We start from the raw sequence: 18,412 nt of genomic DNA, 5'->3' as shown, positions 1-18,412 counted from the left end.
AATTGTCGCATGCCCGGCATAGGCTTGGCGTAGACATTCGCGTTGAATGCAACGGACGCCGGCAGGGACGCACCCGTCCCCGCACCGCCGGCGCGGGTTCGGGAGAGAACTGATGCAGCTCGGAATCATCGGCCTTGGCCGCATGGGGGGAAACATCGCGCGCCGGCTCACCAAGGCCGGCCATGAGTGCGTGGTGTGGGACCGCAACGAGGCCGCGGTGAAGGAACTCGGCGCCGAGGGCAATCTGCCCGCCAGCGATCTCGCCGACCTGATCGGCAAGCTCGACGCGCCGCGCGCGGTCTGGGTGATGCTGCCCGCCGGCGGCCCGACCGAGACGACCATCGCCACGCTCGCCGGGATGATGTCGCCGGGCGACATCATCATCGATGGCGGCAACACCTTCTACAAGGACGACATCCGCCGCGCCGCCGAGCTGGAGCCGACCGGCATCCACTATGTCGACGTCGGCACCTCCGGCGGCGTCTGGGGGCTGGAGCGCGGCTACTGCATGATGGTCGGCGGCACCAAGGGAGCGGTGGACCACATCGACCCGATCCTCGCCGCGCTGGCGCCCGGGATCGGCGAGATTCCCCGCACCCCCGGCCGCGAGGGCCGCGACACGCGCGTCGAGCAGGGCTACATGCATTGCGGGCCGGCCGGCTCCGGCCATTTCGTCAAGATGGTCCATAACGGCATCGAGTACGGCCTGATGCAGGCCTATGCCGAGGGCTTCGAGATCCTGAAGAAGAAGAACTCCGAGGCCCTGCCCGAGAATGAGCGCTTCACGCTCGACATGGCGGACGTCGCCGAGGTCTGGCGGCGCGGCAGCGTGGTCTCCTCCTGGCTGCTCGACCTCTCCGCCATCGCGCTCACCAAGGATGAGAGCCTCAGCGACTTCCCCGGCGAAGTCGCCGATTCGGGCGAGGGCCGCTGGACGGTGATGGCGGCGATCGAGGAGGCGGTCTCGGCCGAGGTGCTCTCGGCCGCGCTCTACACCCGCTTCCGCTCGCGCCAGGACCACACCTTCGGCGAGAAGCTGCTGTCGGCCATGCGCTTCCAGTTCGGCGGCCATACCGAATTCAAGAATAAGTGACGGGCGGGCAAGCGTTCCATGGGAAGCGAGACTGTCGTCCTCGGCCAGAAGGTTCTGGCGCCCGACACGGCGCCGGCACCGGCCTCCACCTTCTTCATCTTCGGCGCGTCGGGAGACCTGACCAAGCGCCTGCTGCTGCCCTCGCTCTACAACCTCGCCCATGAGGGCGTGCTGGACGACGCCTTCTCCATCATCGGCGTCGATCATATCGAGCAGAGCGAGGAGGACTACCGCGCCTATCTGACCGACGAGGTGGCCAAGCTCCCCGGCTCGCTCGACACCTCGGGCGACACCTGGCGCTGGCTGATGGAGCGCATCGGCTACGTCTCCGGCGATTTCGAGGACCCTGCCACCTATGGGCGCATCCGCGAGCGGCTGGACCAGCGCAAGGCGCAGACCGCCAACGCGGTGTTCTACCTCGCCGTGGCGCCGCGCTTCTTCGCCACCATCTCCGAGCAGCTCGGCGCCGCCGGCCTGCTGAAGGAGGAGGCGCCGGCCTTCCGCCATGTGGTGGTGGAGAAGCCCTTCGGTGCGGACATGCCCTCCGCCAAGGCGCTCAACCGCCGCCTGCTGGCGGTGGCCGACGAGCGCCAGATCTACCGGATCGACCATTTCCTCGGCAAGGAAACGGTGCAGAACATGATGGCGCTGCGCTTCGGCAACGGCATCTTCGAGCCGATCTGGAGCAAGGAATATATCGACCATGTGCAGATCACCGCCGCCGAAACGGTGGGGGTGGAGCAGCGCGGGCGTTTCTACGACGCCACCGGGGCGCTGCGCGACATGGTGCCGAACCACATGTTCCAGCTCCTCGCCATGACGGCGATGGAGCCGCCGAACTCCTTCGATGCCGACGCGGTGCGTACCGAGAAGACCAAGGTGATCGAGGCCATCCGCCACATGAAGCCTTCCGACGCCATCGGCGCGGCGGTGCGCGGGCAGTACCGCGCCGGCTTCGTCAATGGCGAGGCGGTGAAGAACTACCGCGACGAAAAGGACGTCGCCCCCGACAGCCGGACCGAGACCTATGTGGCGCTGAAGTGCTTCGTCGATTCCTGGCGCTGGAACGGCGTGCCCTTCTATGTCCGCACCGGCAAGGCGCTGGCCGTGCGCCGCACCGAGATCGCCATCCAGTTCAAGCGGGCGCCGGGGGTGCTGTTCCGCCACCTGCCGACCGCGCTGAAGCCGAACCTGATGGTGATCCACGTGCAGCCGGACGAAGGCGTCTCGCTGCGTTTCGCCGCCAAGGTGCCGGGCCGCAAGGTGCGGCTGTCGGATGTCGAGATGGACTTCAAATATGCCGACTACTTCAAGGCGGCCCCGAGCACCGGCTACGAGACGCTGATCTATGACTGCCTGTGCGGCGACCCCACCCTGTTCCAGCGGGCCGACACGATCGAGGCCGGATGGGAGGCGGTGGAGCCGATCATCGAGGCGGTCTCCGGCGGCGAGGACGAGGTGCAGTTCTACTCGGCCGGCTCCAGCGGACCGGCCATGGCCGACGTGATGCTGGCGCAGGACGGCTTCCAGTGGCTTCCGCTTGAAAGGGACCGCCCGCGATGAGCGAGACCGCTCCCCAACCCACATCCCCGACGAAAACGGCACCCTCCTCGCGCATCCGCCTGATGGTGTCGGATGTCGACGGCACGCTGGTGAACCGCGAGAAGGCGGTCGCCCCCGCGACGGTGGAGGCGGTGCGCCGCCTGCGCGCCGCCGGCGTCGCCTTCGCCGCCGTCTCGGCCCGCCCGCCGCGCGGCATGAAGCTGCTCGTCGACGCGTTGAACCTCGACCTGTTCGGCGGCTTCAACGGCGGCTCGATCCTGCGCGGCGACTTCAGCGTGCTGGAAGAGCACCTCATCGCCGCCGGGGCGGTGCGCGAGGGCATCGCCATGATGGCCCCGCGCGGCGCCTATGTCTGGGTGTTCGCCGACAATGAGTGGTACATCGCCGACCCTGAAAATCCCTATGTCGCCGGGGAGACCCGCACCGTCGCCTTCCCGCCGACCGTGGTGAGCGACTTCGGCGACCACGTGACCCGCGCCGGCAAGATCGTGTTCTCCTCCACCGACTTCGACATGCTGGCGGCGAGCGAGCCGGAGCTGCAGGCCCTGGTCGGGGAGGGCGCCACGGCGCGGCGCTCGCAGGCCAAATATCTCGACCTCACCCCGCCCGGCACCGACAAGGGCTATGCGGTGCGCGCCTTCGCCCGGCTCTATGGCGTGGCGCTGGACGAGGTGGCGGTGATCGGCGACATGGCCAACGACCTGCCCATGTTCGAGGTCGGCGGGCTTTCCATCGCCATGGGCAATGCCGCTGACGAGGTGAAGGCGCGCGCCCATTTCGAGACGCTGAGCAATGCCGAGGACGGCGTGGCGGCGGCAATCGAACGGTTCGTGCTGCCGCGCGCCGCCGGCGCCTGACGACGACGGGCGCCGCTCAGGACGAGAATTCGGTCTCGTGCTTGAGCGCGTCCTCCGCCTCCGGGTTGAGCGGGCGCGCCATGCGCCCGGGCACGATGAGCGGCTCCGGCTCGAGGGGCAGCGGACCGCGATCCTCGCCCTCGGCCATCTGGCGCATCAGGCGCTCCAGGTCGCGCTGGCGCACATCCTCGATGGTGGCCTGCGCCGTGGCGGCGTCGAAACCGTTGGCGCGCAGGGTCGCCTCTCCGAAGGCGAGGGCCGATTCGAAGGTCTCGCGGATCTCGTAGTCGACATTGCGCGTGCGCAGCGCCACCGCGTGGTTGCGGTCAAAGGCCCGCACATGCAGGCGCACGTCGGGCATGTTGGCGCGGATGATGTCGACGATGCGGTCGGCCGTCTCGCGCCGGTCGACGCAGACCGCGACCACCCGCGCCCGCTCGGCCCCGGCCGCGCGCAGCACGTCGAGCCGGGTGCCGTCGCCGTAATAGATGCGGAATCCGAAGCGGCCGGCGCTCTGGATCATCTCCACGTCATTGTCGATGATGGTGACGTCGAGCCCCTGCGCCAGCATGCATTGCGAGGCGATCTGGCCGAAGCGGCCGAAGCCGACCACCAGGACGGAACCCTTGGCATCGCCGAAATCGTCCATCGGCAGGCTGGCCGGCCGGCGGTCCAGCCGGCGGGCGAGGCGCTCGCCGACCAGCGCGATCGGCGGACCGAGCAGCATGGTCATCGCTGCGCAGGCGGCCAGCATGTCCGACTGGCGGTCGTCGATGAAGCCGAGGCTGAGCGCCAGCGGAAACAGCACGAAGGAGAATTCACCCGCCGGGGTCAGCACCGAGGCGGAACGGACCGCGTCCGCCCGGGTACTGTCGGAGAAGCGGAACACCGCCCAGACCGACACCGCCTTCACCAGCGTGACGAGCAGCGTGCCGGCGATGAGCAATGGCGCGTTGGCGAGGACGACGTCGAGATTCATCGACATGCCGACGCCCATGAAGAACAGCGCGATCAGCAGGCCGCGAAAGGCGTCGATATTGGCTTCCAGCTCGTGGCGGAAATTCGATTCGGACAGCAGCACGCCGGCCAGGAAGGCGCCGAGCGCCATCGACATGCCCGCCGCCGCCATCAGTGCGCCGGCGCCCAGCACCACCAGCAGTGCGGCCGCCGTCATCACCTCGCGCGCGCCGGAATGGGCGAGAATGCGGAAGAACGGGGTGAGCAGGTAGCGGCCAATGGCGATGATGAGGACGAGCGCGCCGATCACCAGCGCGACATGGCTCACCGATTCGGAAAAGCTGCTGGCCTCGTGCCCGCTCGGCGCGAGCAGCGGCAGCAGGGCCAGCAGCGGCACGATCGCCATGTCCTGGAACAGCAGCACGCCGAAGGCGCGCTGGCCGTAGGGCTGGGTGAGGCCGCTCTTTTCCTCCAGCAATTGCAGCGCGATGGAGGTCGCCGACAGAGCGAGGGCAAGGCCCGCCACCAGCGAGGCGCGCCAGTCGAATCCGCTGCCGGCATAATGGGTCAGCACCGCGATGGCGGCGCCGCTGAAGGCGAGCTGCGCCGTGCCGAGCCCAAAGATGGCCCGCCGCAGGGCCAGCAGGCGGGAGAACTGCAGCTCCAGGCCGATGATGAACAGCAGCAGCACGACGCCGATCTCGGCGACGGTGATGATCCGCTCGGGATCCTTGAACACGCCGACGCCCGAAGGGCCGATGGCGACGCCGGCGAGGATGTAGCCGACAATGGGCGACAGGCCGAGCCGGCGCGCGATGGGAACCGCGACAACGGCAGTGGCGAGAAACACCAGGGCCCCGAGCAGCAATCCGTGTCCGTCGTCGTGCATCGACCGGCCGTCTCCCGCCCCCGCGATCAAGTCCCGCGCTTCGGGACCATGCTACAGGATCGGATGCCGCCGCCGCATGGCGGAAGCGTGGTCGGGATGGAAAGTTTTGCGCTTCGGTCGGGCGTTTCGGCGATTTTTTCGGCCGGAAAACCCACGACGCCTCATGCCGCTAGGGAAGCGTGCCTTCCAAACGGCGGCGGGGACGGCACGCCGCGCGCACCGTCCCCGCCAATCAGGCCAGCCGGTCCCGGCTGCTCAGTGGTGATGCGTCGCCGTCGGGCCGGGCGGGTCGAGCGTGGGGCGCGGGGCGGGAATGGTGTCGCGCTTGACCGGCGGGAGCGTCTTCAGCGCCTCGAGCACGATGGGCAGCAGGCCGGCGCCGCCGCCGAGGATGTGATCCTCCATCCGCGCGCGCATGCGCGGATCCCAGAAATCCTTGATGTGCTTGGCGATGCCGGGAACGGCCTTGTCGTGCTTCTGCGACGAGAAGAAGGTGCCGATCTGGTTCGCCATGTAGACGAGCCGGTCCATCGTATTAGCCGACATGGGCGACTAGCTCCTGTTCTGCCCCGCCAAGCTCGATGCGATGGGGGTGGGTAAACACTTCGAATCCGTCGTCGCGGGCGATCGCCGCGAGGGTCAGGCCCGCCTTGTCGGCGGTGCGCACAGCAAGCGCGGTGGGCGCGGACACCGCCACCAGCACGCCGGCGCCGAGCATGGCGGTCTTCTGCACCATCTCGATGGACACCCGGCTTGTCAGCAGCACGATGCCCTGGCTGGCGTCGCGCCCGCTGCGCACGAGATGGCCGACCAGCTTGTCGAGCGCGTTGTGACGCCCGACATCCTCGCGCAGCGCGACCAGTTCGCCGTCGGGCCCGGCCGCCGGGTCCCAGAAGGCAGCGGCGTGCACCGCGCGCGTCTCATGGTTGAGACGCTGGGCCGGGGGCAGCGAGGCCACCGCACGGGAAATCTCCGCCGCCGTGAATCGCCGGCCCGCAGGGACCGACTTCGCCGGCTTGACGGCCAGTTCCAGGCTTTCGACGCCGCACAAGCCGCAGCCGGTGGGACCGGCGATCTGCCGGCGGCGGGCGACCTGCGCGCCGGCGCGCTCGTCCGTCAGCCAGAGCCTGATCTCGACGCCGACGGCGCCCGACTCCTCGTCGAATTCCAGCGTCTCGATCTGCTCGACGTCGGAAAGGGCGCCGATGACGCCCTCGGTCAGGCTGAAGCCGTAGCCGAAATCCTCGAGATCGGCCGGCGTCGCCATCATCACGGCATAGGTCGAGCCGTTATGAACGATGGCGACCGGCGTCTCCTCGGGGATGGCCCGTTCGCCCGCCGTCGCCCCGGAAGGGGTGACGGCAAGGCGTTCGACACGGACGACCGGCGGGATCATCTCGCCCCCCGATCACTCCGCCGCGACGGCGATGCGGCGGCTCTGGCGGGTGAACTCGTCATAGTCCTCCTGCCACTCGGACGGGCCGTTCGAACGCGCGATCTGCACGGCCGTGACCTTGAACTCGGGGCAGTTGGTCGCCCAGTCCGAGAAGTCCGTGGTCACGACGTTGGCCTGCGTCGTCGGGTGGTGGAAGGTGGTGTAGACGACGCCCGGCGCCACGCGGTCGGTGATCTCCGCGCGCAGCGTGGTCGAGCCGGCGCGGCTGTCGATGCGCACCCAGTCGCCGTCGCGCACGCCGCGCTGTTCGGCATCGTGCGGGTGGATCTCCAGCACGTCCTCCGGGTGCCACGCCACGTTCTCCGTGCGGCGGGTCTGCGCGCCGACATTGTAGTGGCTGAGGATGCGGCCGGTGGTGAGCAGCAGCGGGAAGCGGGCGCCGGTGCGCTCGTCGGTCGGCACATATTCGGTGACGACGAACTTGCCCTTGCCGCGCGCGAACCCGTTGATGTGCATGATCGGCATGCCCTCGGGATTGGCGTCGTTGCAGGGCCACTGCACCGAACCAAGCTCGTCGAGCCGCTGGAACGAGACGCCGGCGAAGGTCGGGGTCAGCGCCGCGATCTCGTCCATGATCTGCGAGGGGTGGGTGTAGTTCCAGTCGAGGCCGATGGCGCGGGCGAGGAGCTGGGTGACCTCCCAGTCGCCATAGCCGTTCTTCGGCGCCATCACCTTGCGCACGAGCTGGATGCGGCGCTCGGCATTGGTGAAGGTGCCGTCCTTCTCGAGGAAGGTGCAGCCCGGCAGGAAGACGTGGGCGTAGGCGGCCGTCTCGTTCAGGAACAGGTCCTGCACGATGACGAGTTCCATCGCCGCGAGGCCCGAGGCGACGTGGTGGGTGTCCGGGTCGGACTGGAGGATGTCCTCGCCCTGGATGTAGATCGCCTTGAAGGTGCCGTCGACGGCGGCGTCCAGCATGTTCGGGATGCGCAGGCCGGGCTCGGCATCGAGCGGGCGGCCCCACATCGCCTCGAAGGTGGCGCGGGTGGCGTCGTCGGAGATGTGGCGGTAGCCCGGCAGCTCATGCGGGAACGAGCCCATGTCGCACGAGCCCTGCACGTTGTTCTGGCCGCGCAGCGGGTTCACGCCGACGCCGCGGCGGCCGATATTGCCGGTCGCCATGGCGAGGTTGGCGATGGCCATGACGGTCGTCGAGCCCTGCGAGTGCTCGGTGACGCCGAGGCCGTAATAGATCGCCGCATTGCCGCCGGTGGCATAGAGGCGGGCGGCGCCGCGGATCATCTCGGCCGGCACGCCGGAGAGCTTCTCGACTTCCTCGGGCGAATGACGCGGATCGGCGACGAACTCGGCCCAGTCCTGGAACTCGTCCCAGTCGCAGAACTGGCGCACATAGGCTTCGTTCACCAGACCCTCGGTGACGACGACATGGGCCAGCGCGGTGACGATGGCGACGTTGGTGCCCGGCTGCAGCGGCAGGTGGAAATCGGCCTTGATGTGCGGCGAGCGCACGAGGTCGATGCGGCGCGGATCGACGACGATCAGCTTGGCGCCCTGGCGCAGCCGCTTCTTCATGCGCGAGCCGAACACCGGGTGGCCGTCGGTCGGGTTGGCGCCGATGACGAGGATGACGTCGGAATCCTCGACCGAATCGAAGTCCTGCGTGCCCGCCGAGGTGCCGAAGGCCTGATTCAGGCCATAGCCGGTCGGCGAGTGGCAGACGCGCGCGCAGGTGTCGACATTGTTGGTGCCGAAGCCGGCGCGGATGATCTTCTGGACGAGATAGGCTTCCTCATTGGTGCAGCGCGAGGAGGTGATGCCGCCCACGGACTTGCGGCCATAGGTGTCCTGGATGCGCTTGAGCTCGGTGGCCGTGTAGGAGATCGCCTCCTCCCACGACACTTCCCGCCACGGGTCGGTGACCTTGGCGCGGATCATCGGCTTGAGGATGCGGTCCTGATGGGTGGCGTAGCCCCAGGCGAAGCGGCCCTTGACGCAGCTATGGCCGCGATTGGCCTTGCCGTCCTTCCACGGCACCATGCGCACCACTTCCTGGCCGCGCATTTCCGCCTTGAAGGTACAGCCGACGCCGCAATAGGCGCAGGTCGTCACCACCGAATGCTCGGGCGTGCCGATGTCGATGAGGCGCTTCTCGGAGAGGGTGGCGGTCGGGCAGGCCTGCACGCAGGCGCCGCAGGACACGCACTCGGAGGTCAGGAAGGGCTCGGACTGGCCGGGCGAGACGCGCGAATCGAAGCCGCGGCCGGAAATGGTCAGCGCGAAGGTGCCCTGAACTTCCTCGCAGGCGCGCACGCAGCGATTGCAGACGATGCACTTGGCCGGGTCATAGGTGAAGTACGGGTTGGACTCGTCCTTCGGCATGAGCAACTCGGAGGAGGGAGCGAAATGGTTCGCGCCTTCCATGCCGTAGCGCACTTCGCGCAGGCCGACCGCGCCGGCCATGTCCTGAAGCTCGCAGTCGCCATTGGCGGCGCAGGTCAGGCAGTCCAGCGGGTGATCGGAGATGTAGAGCTCCATCACGCCCTTGCGCAGCTGCGCCAGGCGCGGGGTCTGGGTATGCACCTTGATGCCCGGCGCCACCGGCGTCGTGCACGAGGCCGGGGTGCCGTTGCGGCCCTCGATCTCGATCAGGCAGAGGCGGCAGGAGCCGAAGGCCTCCAGCGTATCGGTGGCGCAGAGCTTGGGGATCTGGGTCCCCATCTCCATCGCCGCGCGCATGATGGAGGTACCTTCCGGCACGGTGACCTCCATGCCGTCGATGGTCAGCGTGACCATCTTGTCGGTCCTGGGGGCCGGCGTTCCGTAGTCGATCTCGTGGACGAGGGACATGGGTGGCGTCCTCCTCATTCGGCGGCTTCGAGCCGGCGCGGCGGCGCACCGAACTCTTCGGGGAAATGGTTCATCGCGCTCAGCACCGGATAGGGTGTGAACCCGCCAAGGGCGCAGAGCGATCCAAGCTTCATCGTCTGGCAGAGATCGGTGAGCGTCGCCAGATTGGCCTCGACGCGCTCGCCGGCAATGATGCGGTCCATCAGCTCGACGCCGCGCGTCGAACCGATGCGGCACGGCGTGCACTTGCCGCAGCTCTCGACCGAGCAGAACTCCATCGCGAAACGGGCCATCTTCGCCAGATTGGCGTCTTCGTCGAACACGACGATACCGCCATGGCCGATCAGCGCGTCCTTGGCCGCGAAGGCCTCGTAGTCGAAGGGCAGGTCGAACTGCCAGGTCGGCACATAGGCGCCGAGCGGGCCGCCGACCTGGGCCGCCTTGACCGGCTTGCCGGTGAAGGTGCCGCCGCCGATGTCGTTCACCAGTTCGCCGAGCGTGATGCCGAAGGCGGTCTCGAACAGGCCGCCGAAGCGGATATTGCCGGCGATCTGGATCGGCATCGTGCCGCGCGAGCGGCCCATGCCGAAATTGGCGTAGAACTCGCCGCCATCGGCCAGGATATGCGGCACGGCGGTGAGCGAGAGCACGTTGTTGATGACGGTCGGCTTCTGGAACAGGCCCTTATGCGCCGGCAACGGCGGCTTGGCGCGCACCGTGCCGCGCTTGCCCTCGAGGCTGTCGAGCAGCGCCGTCTCCTCGCCGCACACATAGGCGCCGGCGCCCATGCGCACTTCGAGATCGAAGCTGTAGGGCGAGCCGGAGATGTTCATGCCCAGCATGCCGTGCGCGCGGGCCACCTCGATCGCCTTCTCCATCGCCCAGATGGCGTGCGGATATTCCGAGCGGGTGTAGACATAGCCCTTGGTGGCGCCCACTGCGATGCCGGCGATGGTCATGCCCTCGATCAGCTCGAAGGGGTCGCCTTCCATGATCATGCGGTCGGCGAAGGTGCCCGAATCGCCCTCGTCGGCGTTGCAAACGATGTATTTGCGGTCGCCCTTGGCGTCGGCCACGGTCTTCCACTTGATGGCGGTCGGGAAGCCGGCGCCGCCGCGCCCGCGCAGGCCCGACTTCTTCACTTCCTCGATGATCGCCTCGGGGCCGAGCTGCAGCGCCCGCTCGAGGCCGCGATAGCCGCCATGGGCGCGGTAATCGGCAAGGGAGGCCGGATCGACGATGCCGCAGCGCGCGAAGGTGAGGCGCGTCTGCTTCGCCATGAAGGGATGCTCTTCCGGCTTGCCGATGCGCAGCGCATGGGCGGCGCCGGTGAGGAAGCCGGCCTCGAACAGGCCCTCGACGTCCTCTTCCGACACCGGGCCGTAGCCGATGCGGCCTTCCGCCGTCACCACCTCGACGAGGGGCTCCAGCCAGAGCATGCCGCGCGAGCCGTTGCGCACGATCTCGACCGGCTGGCGGCGGCTGAGCGCGGCGGCCTCGATGGCGGCGACCACCTCGTCGGCGCCGCAGGCAATGGCACAGGCGTCCTTGGGAACGTAGATGCGAATGGTGCTCACGACTGGGCCTCCGCGATCAGCGCGTCGAGGCGACGCTCGGTGAGGCGGGCGACGATGCGCCCGTCCAGCATGGCGGAAGGCGCGGTGGCGCACAGGCCGAGGCAATAGATCGGCTCGACGGTGACGCGCCCGTCCGCCGTGGTCTCGCCGAGCTTGCAGCCCAGCTTGTGCTCGGCATGGTCGGCAAGCGCGTCGCCGCCCGCCGCCTGGCAGGCCTCGGCGCGGCAGAGCTTCAGCACGTGGCGGCCGGCGGGCTCGTGGCGGAAATCGTGATAGAACGTCACCACGCCGTGGACTTCCGCCCGCGACACGTTCAGCAGATCGGCGAGCATCGGCACGACCGCATCCGGCACATGGCCGAAGGTCTCCTGCACCGCGTGGAGCATCGGCATCAGCGGGCCTTCGAGGTGAGAGAACTCCTCGATCACCGCGCGGGCGCGCTCCTCGCTCCAGGGCTCGTAATGCGGCATTTCTCCCGAACCTTCTTTTAGACTTTTCCAAAGAGAAGGATCGTATGCGCCGCAAACGAAATCAATTCCGGTGTTCCGTGCCTTGATAGAATTTTTCTATCATCAGATTCGGGCGGGCGCCCACCCTCCCCTTACGGCAGGAACGGGACATATGTTCCCTAAATGTTCTTGACGGCGCGTGCCAACGCCGTAATCTGATGCCGTCGCGCCGGCTGACGCGACGCGCAGCGTTATCGGCGGAACGGATCGTCGGGGGGCGGCATGGTCCAGCGCGTGGCAACGGTCGCGTTCGAAGGCGTGGAAGCGCGCCCGGTGGACGTTCAAGTTCAGGTGAGCCCGGGCCTGCCGGCCTTCAATCTGGTCGGCCTCGCCGACAAGGCGGTCACCGAGGCCAAGGAGCGCGTGCGCGCCGCGCTGATCGCCTCCGGGCTCGCGCTGCCGGCGCGCCGGATCACCGTCAACCTCGCCCCCGCCGACCTGCCCAAGGAGGGCAGTCATTACGATTTGCCGATCGCGCTCGGGCTGATGGCGGCGATCGGGGCGCTGCCCGCCGACGCGCTTGAGGGCTTCACCGTGGTAGGCGAGCTGGCGCTCGATGGGCGCATCGCGCCGGTGGCCGGGGTGCTGCCGGCGGCCATCGGCGCCAATGCGCGCGGCCATGGGCTGATCTGCCCGGCCGCCTGCGGGCCGGAAGCCGCCTGGGCAAGCCCGGACATGGCGGTGCTGGCGCCGCTCTCGCTGATCCAGCTGGTCAATCATTTCGCCGGCCGGCAGGCGCTCGGGCGTCCCGAGCCGAAGCTGGAGAGCGGCGGCGGCGCCCTACCGGACCTTGCCGACGTGAAGGGCCAGGAGACCGCCAAGCGGGCGCTGGAGATCGCCGCCGCCGGCCGGCACAACCTGCTGCTGAGCGGGCCGCCCGGCGCCGGCAAATCGATGCTGGCCCAGCGCCTGCCCTCCATCCTGCCCGCGCTGACCCCGGCCGAACTGCTGGAGGTCTCGATGATCGCCTCGGTGGCCGGCACGCTGCAAGGCGGCGCCCTCACCAGCCGCCGGCCGTTCCGCGCGCCGCACCACTCCGCCAGCATGGCGGCGATGGTGGGCGGAGGAATGCGGGCGCGCCCGGGCGAGGTCTCGCTCGCCCATAATGGCGTGCTGTTCCTCGACGAGCTTCCCGAATTCGCCCCCGCCGTGCTGGATTCGCTGCGCCAGCCGCTGGAGACCGGGGAAGCGGTGATCGCCCGTGCCAATCACCGCATCTCCTATCCCGCCCGCTTCCAGCTGGTGGCGGCGATGAACCCGTGCCGCTGCGGGCGGGCGGGCGAGCCCGGCCACAGCTGCCGGCGCGGGCCGCGCTGCGCCGCCGAATACCAGGCCCGGCTCTCCGGCCCGTTCCTCGACCGGGTCGACCTCCATCTCGACGTGCCGGCGGTGGCGGCGGTCGATCTGGTGCGGCCCGGCCCTTCCGAGCCGAGCGCCATGGTGGCCGCGCGTGTGGCGCAGGCCCGCCAGCTCCAGCGCGAGCGCTTCCTCGCGCTCGGCCGGCCGGACCTCTACACCAATGCCGAGGCGGGCGGGCCGATCCTCGAGGACATCGCCGCGCCCGACGCCGCCGGGGCGGCGCTGCTGGCGGATGCGGCGCGGCTGATGCGGCTCTCGGCGCGCGGCTATCACCGCGTGCTCCGGGTGGCGCGCACGCTGGCCGATCTCGCCGGAGCCGAATCGGTCGGGCGCGCGCATCTGGCCGAAGCCCTCGCCTACCGCGCCGCCGCCGACCGCGCGGCGGCTGCCGCCTGAGCCGGGTCGTTCGGCCGTGCCCCTTTGACGCCCCGTGCCGTGCGGGCGTCGCGAATCCCCCGGCGGCAGGCAGCTGAGCGGCGTGCAGCTGAGAGACGGGCGCCTGGGAGGCAGGCGCCCTCGCGGCGGGTCGGATGCCGCTCGGGAAACGTCGCCCGCCGCGCCATGGCCTATCCGAGGTCGATCCCACGGCGACCCACGGCCAACCCTTGGCCGATGCTTGGTCCAAGCTTGGTCGATGCTCGACCGGACCCGCGCCGGGCCCTGTGGCCGAGCCCGCCGCGAGGCCGCCGCGTCGCCCCAGGTTTCACGCTGTCACATGGGCGTCCGAGAAATGTGATTCTTGTCACAAAAGCCTGTAATGTGACGAGGTGAGGGGCCGATCATGACGCAGATGCTCGCCGACGGAACTGTCGAAGCGCCTCCAGCCGCCAGCGTTTCCGTGCTGCGCGACTTCTTCCGCCCCCTGCTTTCTATGCCCTTCGTCCCGCGCCCCGCTCCGGCGGCGCCGCTCCGGCTGGTGCCAGCCGCCTTCGCCCCCTCCCGCTTCATGCCGGCGCTGCGCTCCTATTCGGGACTGCGCCATCGCGAGAGTCGGGGCGAGCCCGGTCCGGTCACCCTCGGGCGCATCGGCGCGCTGGAAGTGCGGCTCGCCGTCACCGCCGCCGACGTGCGCCGCGCCCAGCGCCTGCGCTACGAGGTGTTCTACGAGGAGATGTCGGCCGCCCCCGCCGCCGCCATGCGCCTCGCCCGCCGCGACTTCGACGCCTTTGACGGCTTCTGCGACCACCTGCTGGTGCTCGACCATGACTGCGTGACCACCGTGCGCGGGCGCCGGGTGCCCCGCGTGGTCGGCACCTACCGCCTGCTGCGGCAGGAGATCGCCGCCCGGCATGGGGGCTTCTACACGGCGGGCGAGTTCGACATCGCCCCGCTGCTGGCGCGCCACCCGCACCGGCGCTTCCTCGAACTGGGCCGTTCCTGCGTGCTCGCCTCCTACCGCAACAAGCGCACGGTGGAGCTGCTCTGGCACGGCATCTGGGCCTATGTGCGCCGCCACGGCATCGACGTGATGTTCGGCTGCGCCAGCATCGAGGGCACCGATCCGGCCCGCCTCGCCCGCCCGCTCGCCTTTCTCCACCATTTCGCGCCGACCGATCCTGAATGGTCGGCGAGCGCGCTGCCGCGCCACGCCGCCGCGATGGATCTGATGGCGGCCGACGCGGTCGACGCCAAGGCGGCGCTGGTCGAGCTGCCGCCGCTCATCAAGGGCTATCTGCGGCTCGGCGCCCAGATCGGCCGCGGCGCCGTGGTGGACCACCAGTTCGGCACCACCGACGTGCTGATCGTGCTGCCGATCGAAAAGATCAGCCCGCGCTATCTCGACCATTTCGGCGTCAACGGCGAGCGCCACGCCGCCTGAACGGGGCCGCCGGCGCGCGCCGGCATGCCTTCATCGACCCCGCCCGGCCCGCTGAGCAACGGCCCCGCCTTCGGCGCGGGGCCCGTCTTGCGCTGCCCCGCGCGCTTGCCCATATGCTCCCTCAACGGGATGCCTTGACCGGGTCCCAATCACGCAAAGTCGCTTCTGGACGAGGACTTTGGGAGCATGTCGCGTATTCCCTCGCTGTCGAGCCCCTTCCTGCTCGGCTTTGACGAGGTCGAGCGGGCGCTCGACCGCGTCATGAAAGGCTCGGACGGCTATCCGCCCTACAATGTGGAGCGGGTGACGCCGGCGGGCCAGCCGGAGCGCCTGCGCATCACCCTGGCGGTTGCGGGTTTCACCCGCGAGCAGCTGGAGGTGACGGTGGAGGAGAAGGAGCTCGTCATCCGGGGCCGCCAGGCCGAGGAGCCCGAGCGGGTCTATCTTCACCGTGGCATCGCCGCACGCCAGTTCCAGCGCACCTTCGTGCTGGCCGACGGCATGCGGGTTCTGGGCGCGGATCTGAAGAACGGCCTTCTGTCGGTCGATCTGGTCCGGCCGGAACCGGAACGCATCGTTCGGCGTATCGCCATAGCGACCGAGGAATGAGGGAACCCGAAGCCGGTCTCGACGGCTGCAACGAGGAGTCGAGCACCATGACCAACGAATTCCACATCGACACCGGCCCTGTCGGTTCCGCTCTGGCGGATAGCCTGACGCCGGAAGCCTTCGCCAGCCTCGGCGGCGGCCACATCGCCTATGTGCGGGCGATCCGCTCCGAGGAGGCGGCCGAGCTGTTTCCGCAGGCGCGCCTCGCTCCGGGGCTGAAGCTGTTCACCCTGCATGCCGCCGACGGCACGCCGATGATGCTGACCGACAGCCGCGAGGCGGCCATCGCCAGCGCGCAGCAGAACGAACTCGTCACGCTCAGCGTGCACTGAGCCGGGCCGCACATACCTGTCGTGCGGTTCCCGATCCGATCTCGTCATCCCGGACATCGCCTCGGGCGATGATCCGGGATCGCTTTTTCGTGGCGACGAGATGTTTGCGCGATCCCGGATCGGCCTCCGGCCGTCCGCGATGACGCGGGTGGGGCTCTCCGCGCCGCCTGTTCAGCCCCGCCGCTTGGCCTCGATCACGTCCCACACCGTCGCCGCGATGTCCGGGCCGCCGAGCCGGCGGATCGCCCGGATGCCGGTCGGCGCCGTCACGTTGATCTCGGTGAGGTTGCCGTCGATCACGTCGATGCCGGTCAGCAGCAGGCCGCGTTCGCGCAGCGCCGGGCCGAGCCGCTCGCAGATTTCGCGCTCGCGCGGCGTCAGGTCGGTCTCCTTGGCCGCCCCGCCACGCACCATGTTGGAGCGCAGGTCGCCCTCGCTCGGCACGCGGTTGACCGCGCCGGCGAACTGGCCGTCGACCAGGATGATGCGCTTGTCGCCGTGCCTCACCTCGGGGATGAAGCGCTGCACCACCCAGGGCTCGCGCAGCGTGGTGGCGAACAGGTCGTAGAGCGAGCCGAAATTCAGATCGTCGCGGGTGAGGCGGAACACCGAGGCGCCGCCATGGCCGTAGAGCGGCTTCACCACGATGTCGCCGAACTCCTCGCGGAAAGCCTTGATCTCCTCGAGGTCGCGGGTGATCACAGTCGGCGGCATCAGGTCGGGGAAGTGGGTGACGAAGATCTTTTCCGGCGCGTTGCGCACATGGGCGGGGTCGTTCACCACCAGCGTCTTCGGGTGGATGCGCTCCAGCAGGTGCGTGGCGGTGATGTAGTTGAGGTCGAAGGGCGGATCCTGCCGCATCAGGATCACGTCGAAGCTGTCGAGCCGCACGCGGCGGGGCTCTCCCAGCGTGTAGTGATCGCCCTTCACGTCGCGCACTTCCAGCGGCTGGACGGTGGCGAACACCTCGCCGTCGCGCATGGCGAGGCGGTCGGTGGTGTAGTAGGAGATCGCGTGACCGCGCGCCTGCGCTTCGAGCAGCAGGGCGAAGCCGGAATCGCCCGCAATGTTGATGCGGTCGATCGGGTCCATCTGGACGGCGATGTTGAGGCTCATGGATTCCGTCTCAGGCAAGAGGGTGCCGTTTGGGGTGCCGCGTGGCGGCGTTCGGTCTTCTCTTTAATCCCTCGCGCCGATGCGCGCCATGTCACGCTGCGTCCGCCGCTACCGCCGAGGCACGGCTCACTCGGCCTCGAACGCGCCCGGCAGGTGCACGGGCGGCCCGTCCGGCGCCACCAGCACCACGTCGAGCCGCATGTCGAGGCTGGCGCATTCGGGATGGTCGGCGAGGAAAATTTCCGCCGCCCCGGCAATGCGCTTTCGCTGGCGCGGAAGGATCGATTCGGCTGCGGAACGAAATGAGGTGCGCGCCTTCACCTCGATGAAGACCAGCAATTCGCCGCGCCGGGCCACGAGGTCGATCTCGCCGCGCGGGGTGCGCACGCGCCGGGCCAGGATGACGAAACCCTGCGCCTCGAACAGAGCGGCGGCGGCGTTCTCGGCGTCGAGGCCGCGCGCGAAGGCGGCCCGCCGGGCGCGCTGCCCCTCGGCCGGCGGCGCCCTATCCATCGCCCGCCTGCAGCGCGAGCGCCCGCGCATAGACGGCGCGACGCGGCAGGCCGGTCGCGGTGGCCACCGCCGCCGCCGCGTCCTTGACCGACAGGCTGGCGAGCGCCGTGCGCAGCGCCGCGTCGAGATCGGCCGCGCTCGCCTCCTCAGGGACAGGCGGGCCGATCACCAGCACGATCTCGCCCCTCGGCGGACCGTTTTCCGCGTAATGGGCCGCCAGCACGTCGAGCGGGGCCCGGCGCACCTCCTCGAAGGTCTTAGTCAGTTCGCGGCATACCGCCGCCGGACGCGGGCCGAGGCCGCTGGCAAGGTCGGCGAGGCTCTCCGGCAGGCGCGGCCCGCTTTCATAAACGACCAGCGTCGAGGGCAGCGTCTTGAGTTCGGCGATGCGGGTGCGCCGCGCGCCGCTCTTGGGCGGAAGAAAACCCTCGAAAAAGAAGCGGTCGGTCGGCAGGCCCGCCGCCACCAGCGCCGCGAGGCTCGCCGAGGCACCGGGCAGCGGCACCACGCGATGGCCGGCGGATATCGCCGCTTCCACCAGCTTGAAGCCGGGATCGGAGACCAGCGGCGTGCCGGCATCCGATACCTGCGCCACCACCGCGCCCTCGGCCAGCCGGGCGAGGAGGCGCGGCCTTGTGTGCTCGGCATTGTGGTCGTGATAGACGACGAGCGGCGTTTCGATTCCGTAACGATCCAGCAGGCGCCGCGTGATGCGGGTGTCCTCGCAGGCGATCACGTCCGCTGCGGCAAGGGTTTCCAGCGCGCGGAGGGTGACGTCGCCGAGATGGCCGATGGGCGTGGCGACGATGTAGAGCCCCCCCTCCGGCCGGGCGGCGGGCAGCGCATGGGCGCCGATGCGGAAGCTGCGCGGACGGGCGGGATCGGGGGAAGACTTGGCAGGAGCGTTCATGCGTCCAGTGTAGAGCCCGCGGGCGGCGCCGTCATGCGCCGCATG

The 18,412-nt window shown here is 69.4% G+C and carries 16 protein-coding genes; 7 read left to right on the top strand and 9 right to left on the bottom strand.

The genetic code is table 11. The annotated features are described in order from the left end of the window. Positions 1-112 precede the first annotated feature (112 nt). From gnd to GBB76_RS13045, 3 genes are read left to right on the top strand one after another with little or no spacing between them, the layout of a single operon-like run. Entirely contained in the window at positions 113-1,093 is a 981-nt protein-coding gene (gene gnd, locus GBB76_RS13055) for a phosphogluconate dehydrogenase (NAD(+)-dependent, decarboxylating) (protein WP_246668913.1), read from the top strand. A gap of 18 nt (positions 1,094-1,111) precedes the next feature. Then, positions 1,112-2,656: a glucose-6-phosphate dehydrogenase gene (gene zwf / locus GBB76_RS13050; protein WP_152303704.1), complete on the top strand. Its 1,545-nt coding sequence runs from the start codon at positions 1,112-1,114 to the stop codon at positions 2,654-2,656. Beyond that, complete coding sequence (locus GBB76_RS13045) at positions 2,653-3,513, top strand: Cof-type HAD-IIB family hydrolase (RefSeq protein WP_152303703.1); 861 nt, start codon at positions 2,653-2,655, stop codon at positions 3,511-3,513. The genes zwf and GBB76_RS13045 overlap by 4 nt, the downstream gene beginning before the upstream one ends. Before the next feature lie 16 nt (positions 3,514-3,529). Here the strand turns inward: GBB76_RS13045 and GBB76_RS13040 are convergent, their stop codons facing one another. The 6 genes from GBB76_RS13040 to GBB76_RS13015 all read right to left on the bottom strand — a co-directional run bounded on the left by GBB76_RS13040 (position 3,530) and on the right by GBB76_RS13015 (position 11,670). Next, on the bottom strand, positions 3,530-5,359 hold the full coding sequence (locus tag GBB76_RS13040) for a monovalent cation:proton antiporter-2 (CPA2) family protein (protein ID WP_152303702.1): 1,830 nt from the start codon (positions 5,357-5,359) through the stop codon (positions 3,530-3,532). Positions 5,360-5,614: 255 nt separating this feature from the next. After that, entirely contained in the window at positions 5,615-5,905 is a 291-nt protein-coding gene (locus tag GBB76_RS13035) for a formate dehydrogenase subunit delta (RefSeq protein ID WP_246668912.1), read from the bottom strand. Beyond that, positions 5,895-6,755: a formate dehydrogenase accessory sulfurtransferase FdhD gene (gene fdhD, locus GBB76_RS13030; RefSeq protein ID WP_152303701.1), complete on the bottom strand. Its 861-nt coding sequence runs from the start codon at positions 6,753-6,755 to the stop codon at positions 5,895-5,897. Before fdhD ends, GBB76_RS13035 begins: the two co-directional genes overlap by 11 nt. 12 nt (positions 6,756-6,767) lie before the next feature. Then, positions 6,768-9,623, bottom strand: coding sequence for a formate dehydrogenase subunit alpha (fdhF, locus tag GBB76_RS13025; protein ID WP_152303700.1), 2,856 nt, complete (start codon positions 9,621-9,623; stop codon positions 6,768-6,770). A 14-nt stretch (positions 9,624-9,637) separates the two neighbouring features. After that, on the bottom strand, positions 9,638-11,200 hold the full coding sequence (locus GBB76_RS13020) for an NADH-quinone oxidoreductase subunit NuoF (RefSeq protein ID WP_152303699.1): 1,563 nt from the start codon (positions 11,198-11,200) through the stop codon (positions 9,638-9,640). Next, on the bottom strand, positions 11,197-11,670 hold the full coding sequence (locus GBB76_RS13015; protein ID WP_152303698.1) for a formate dehydrogenase subunit gamma: 474 nt from the start codon (positions 11,668-11,670) through the stop codon (positions 11,197-11,199). The genes GBB76_RS13020 and GBB76_RS13015 overlap by 4 nt, the downstream gene beginning before the upstream one ends. 261 nt (positions 11,671-11,931) lie before the next feature. On the opposite strand from GBB76_RS13015, the gene GBB76_RS13010 reads away from it, so the two are divergent. The 4 genes from GBB76_RS13010 to GBB76_RS12995 all read left to right on the top strand — a co-directional run bounded on the left by GBB76_RS13010 (position 11,932) and on the right by GBB76_RS12995 (position 15,828). Further along, positions 11,932-13,464 carry a YifB family Mg chelatase-like AAA ATPase gene (locus tag GBB76_RS13010; protein ID WP_152303697.1) on the top strand — a complete coding sequence of 511 codons (1,533 nt, stop codon included), beginning with the start codon at positions 11,932-11,934 and terminating at the stop codon, positions 13,462-13,464. 385 nt (positions 13,465-13,849) lie between these two features. Next, positions 13,850-14,887 (top strand): GNAT family N-acetyltransferase, encoded by a 1,038-nt coding sequence (locus GBB76_RS13005; protein WP_152303696.1) that lies wholly within the window; start codon positions 13,850-13,852, stop codon positions 14,885-14,887. Positions 14,888-15,073: 186 nt separating this feature from the next. Next, on the top strand, positions 15,074-15,496 hold the full coding sequence (locus GBB76_RS13000; RefSeq protein WP_152303695.1) for an Hsp20 family protein: 423 nt from the start codon (positions 15,074-15,076) through the stop codon (positions 15,494-15,496). Positions 15,497-15,543: 47 nt separating this feature from the next. Further along, the gene (locus GBB76_RS12995) at positions 15,544-15,828 is read left to right on the top strand and encodes a DUF1150 domain-containing protein (protein ID WP_152303694.1); all 285 of its coding nucleotides are present in this window, start codon (positions 15,544-15,546) and stop codon (positions 15,826-15,828) included. Between the two features lie 171 nt (positions 15,829-15,999). On the opposite strand, the gene gshB is transcribed toward GBB76_RS12995, so the two are convergent. The 3 genes from gshB to rsmI form a co-directional block, all read right to left on the bottom strand. After that, positions 16,000-16,944, bottom strand: coding sequence for a glutathione synthase (gshB, locus tag GBB76_RS12990; RefSeq protein ID WP_152303693.1), 945 nt, complete (start codon positions 16,942-16,944; stop codon positions 16,000-16,002). Positions 16,945-17,070: 126 nt separating this feature from the next. Beyond that, entirely contained in the window at positions 17,071-17,457 is a 387-nt protein-coding gene (locus GBB76_RS12985; protein WP_152303692.1) for a YraN family protein, read from the bottom strand. After that, complete coding sequence (gene rsmI / locus GBB76_RS12980) at positions 17,450-18,367, bottom strand: 16S rRNA (cytidine(1402)-2'-O)-methyltransferase (protein ID WP_152303691.1); 918 nt, start codon at positions 18,365-18,367, stop codon at positions 17,450-17,452. The genes GBB76_RS12985 and rsmI overlap by 8 nt, the downstream gene beginning before the upstream one ends. Positions 18,368-18,412: the final 45 nt, after the last annotated feature.

The sequence above is a fragment of the Ancylobacter sp. TS-1 genome, assembly GCF_009223885.1.
Taxonomy (GTDB): domain Bacteria; phylum Pseudomonadota; class Alphaproteobacteria; order Rhizobiales; family Xanthobacteraceae; genus Ancylobacter.
This window is presented reverse-complemented; position numbering and strand designations above follow the sequence as displayed.

Bases quoted from the DNA above. Each gene is read 5' to 3' on its own strand.
- gnd (WP_246668913.1), top strand. From the start codon at position 113: ATGCAGCTCGGAATCATCGGCCTTGGCCGCATGGGGGGAAACATCGCG.
- zwf (WP_152303704.1), top strand. From the start codon at position 1,112: ATGGGAAGCGAGACTGTCGTCCTCGGCCAGAAGGTTCTGGCGCCCGAC.
- GBB76_RS13045 (WP_152303703.1), top strand. From the start codon at position 2,653: ATGAGCGAGACCGCTCCCCAACCCACATCCCCGACGAAAACGGCACCC.
- GBB76_RS13040 (WP_152303702.1), bottom strand. From the start codon at position 5,359: ATGCACGACGACGGACACGGATTGCTGCTCGGGGCCCTGGTGTTTCTC.
- GBB76_RS13035 (WP_246668912.1), bottom strand. From the start codon at position 5,905: ATGTCGGCTAATACGATGGACCGGCTCGTCTACATGGCGAACCAGATC.
- fdhD (WP_152303701.1), bottom strand. From the start codon at position 6,755: ATGATCCCGCCGGTCGTCCGTGTCGAACGCCTTGCCGTCACCCCTTCC.
- fdhF (WP_152303700.1), bottom strand. From the start codon at position 9,623: ATGTCCCTCGTCCACGAGATCGACTACGGAACGCCGGCCCCCAGGACC.
- GBB76_RS13015 (WP_152303698.1), bottom strand. From the start codon at position 11,670: ATGCCGCATTACGAGCCCTGGAGCGAGGAGCGCGCCCGCGCGGTGATC.
- GBB76_RS13010 (WP_152303697.1), top strand. From the start codon at position 11,932: ATGGTCCAGCGCGTGGCAACGGTCGCGTTCGAAGGCGTGGAAGCGCGC.
- GBB76_RS13005 (WP_152303696.1), top strand. From the start codon at position 13,850: ATGACGCAGATGCTCGCCGACGGAACTGTCGAAGCGCCTCCAGCCGCC.
- GBB76_RS13000 (WP_152303695.1), top strand. From the start codon at position 15,074: ATGTCGCGTATTCCCTCGCTGTCGAGCCCCTTCCTGCTCGGCTTTGAC.
- GBB76_RS12995 (WP_152303694.1), top strand. From the start codon at position 15,544: ATGACCAACGAATTCCACATCGACACCGGCCCTGTCGGTTCCGCTCTG.
- gshB (WP_152303693.1), bottom strand. From the start codon at position 16,944: ATGAGCCTCAACATCGCCGTCCAGATGGACCCGATCGACCGCATCAAC.
- GBB76_RS12985 (WP_152303692.1), bottom strand. From the start codon at position 17,457: ATGGATAGGGCGCCGCCGGCCGAGGGGCAGCGCGCCCGGCGGGCCGCC.
- rsmI (WP_152303691.1), bottom strand. From the start codon at position 18,367: ATGAACGCTCCTGCCAAGTCTTCCCCCGATCCCGCCCGTCCGCGCAGC.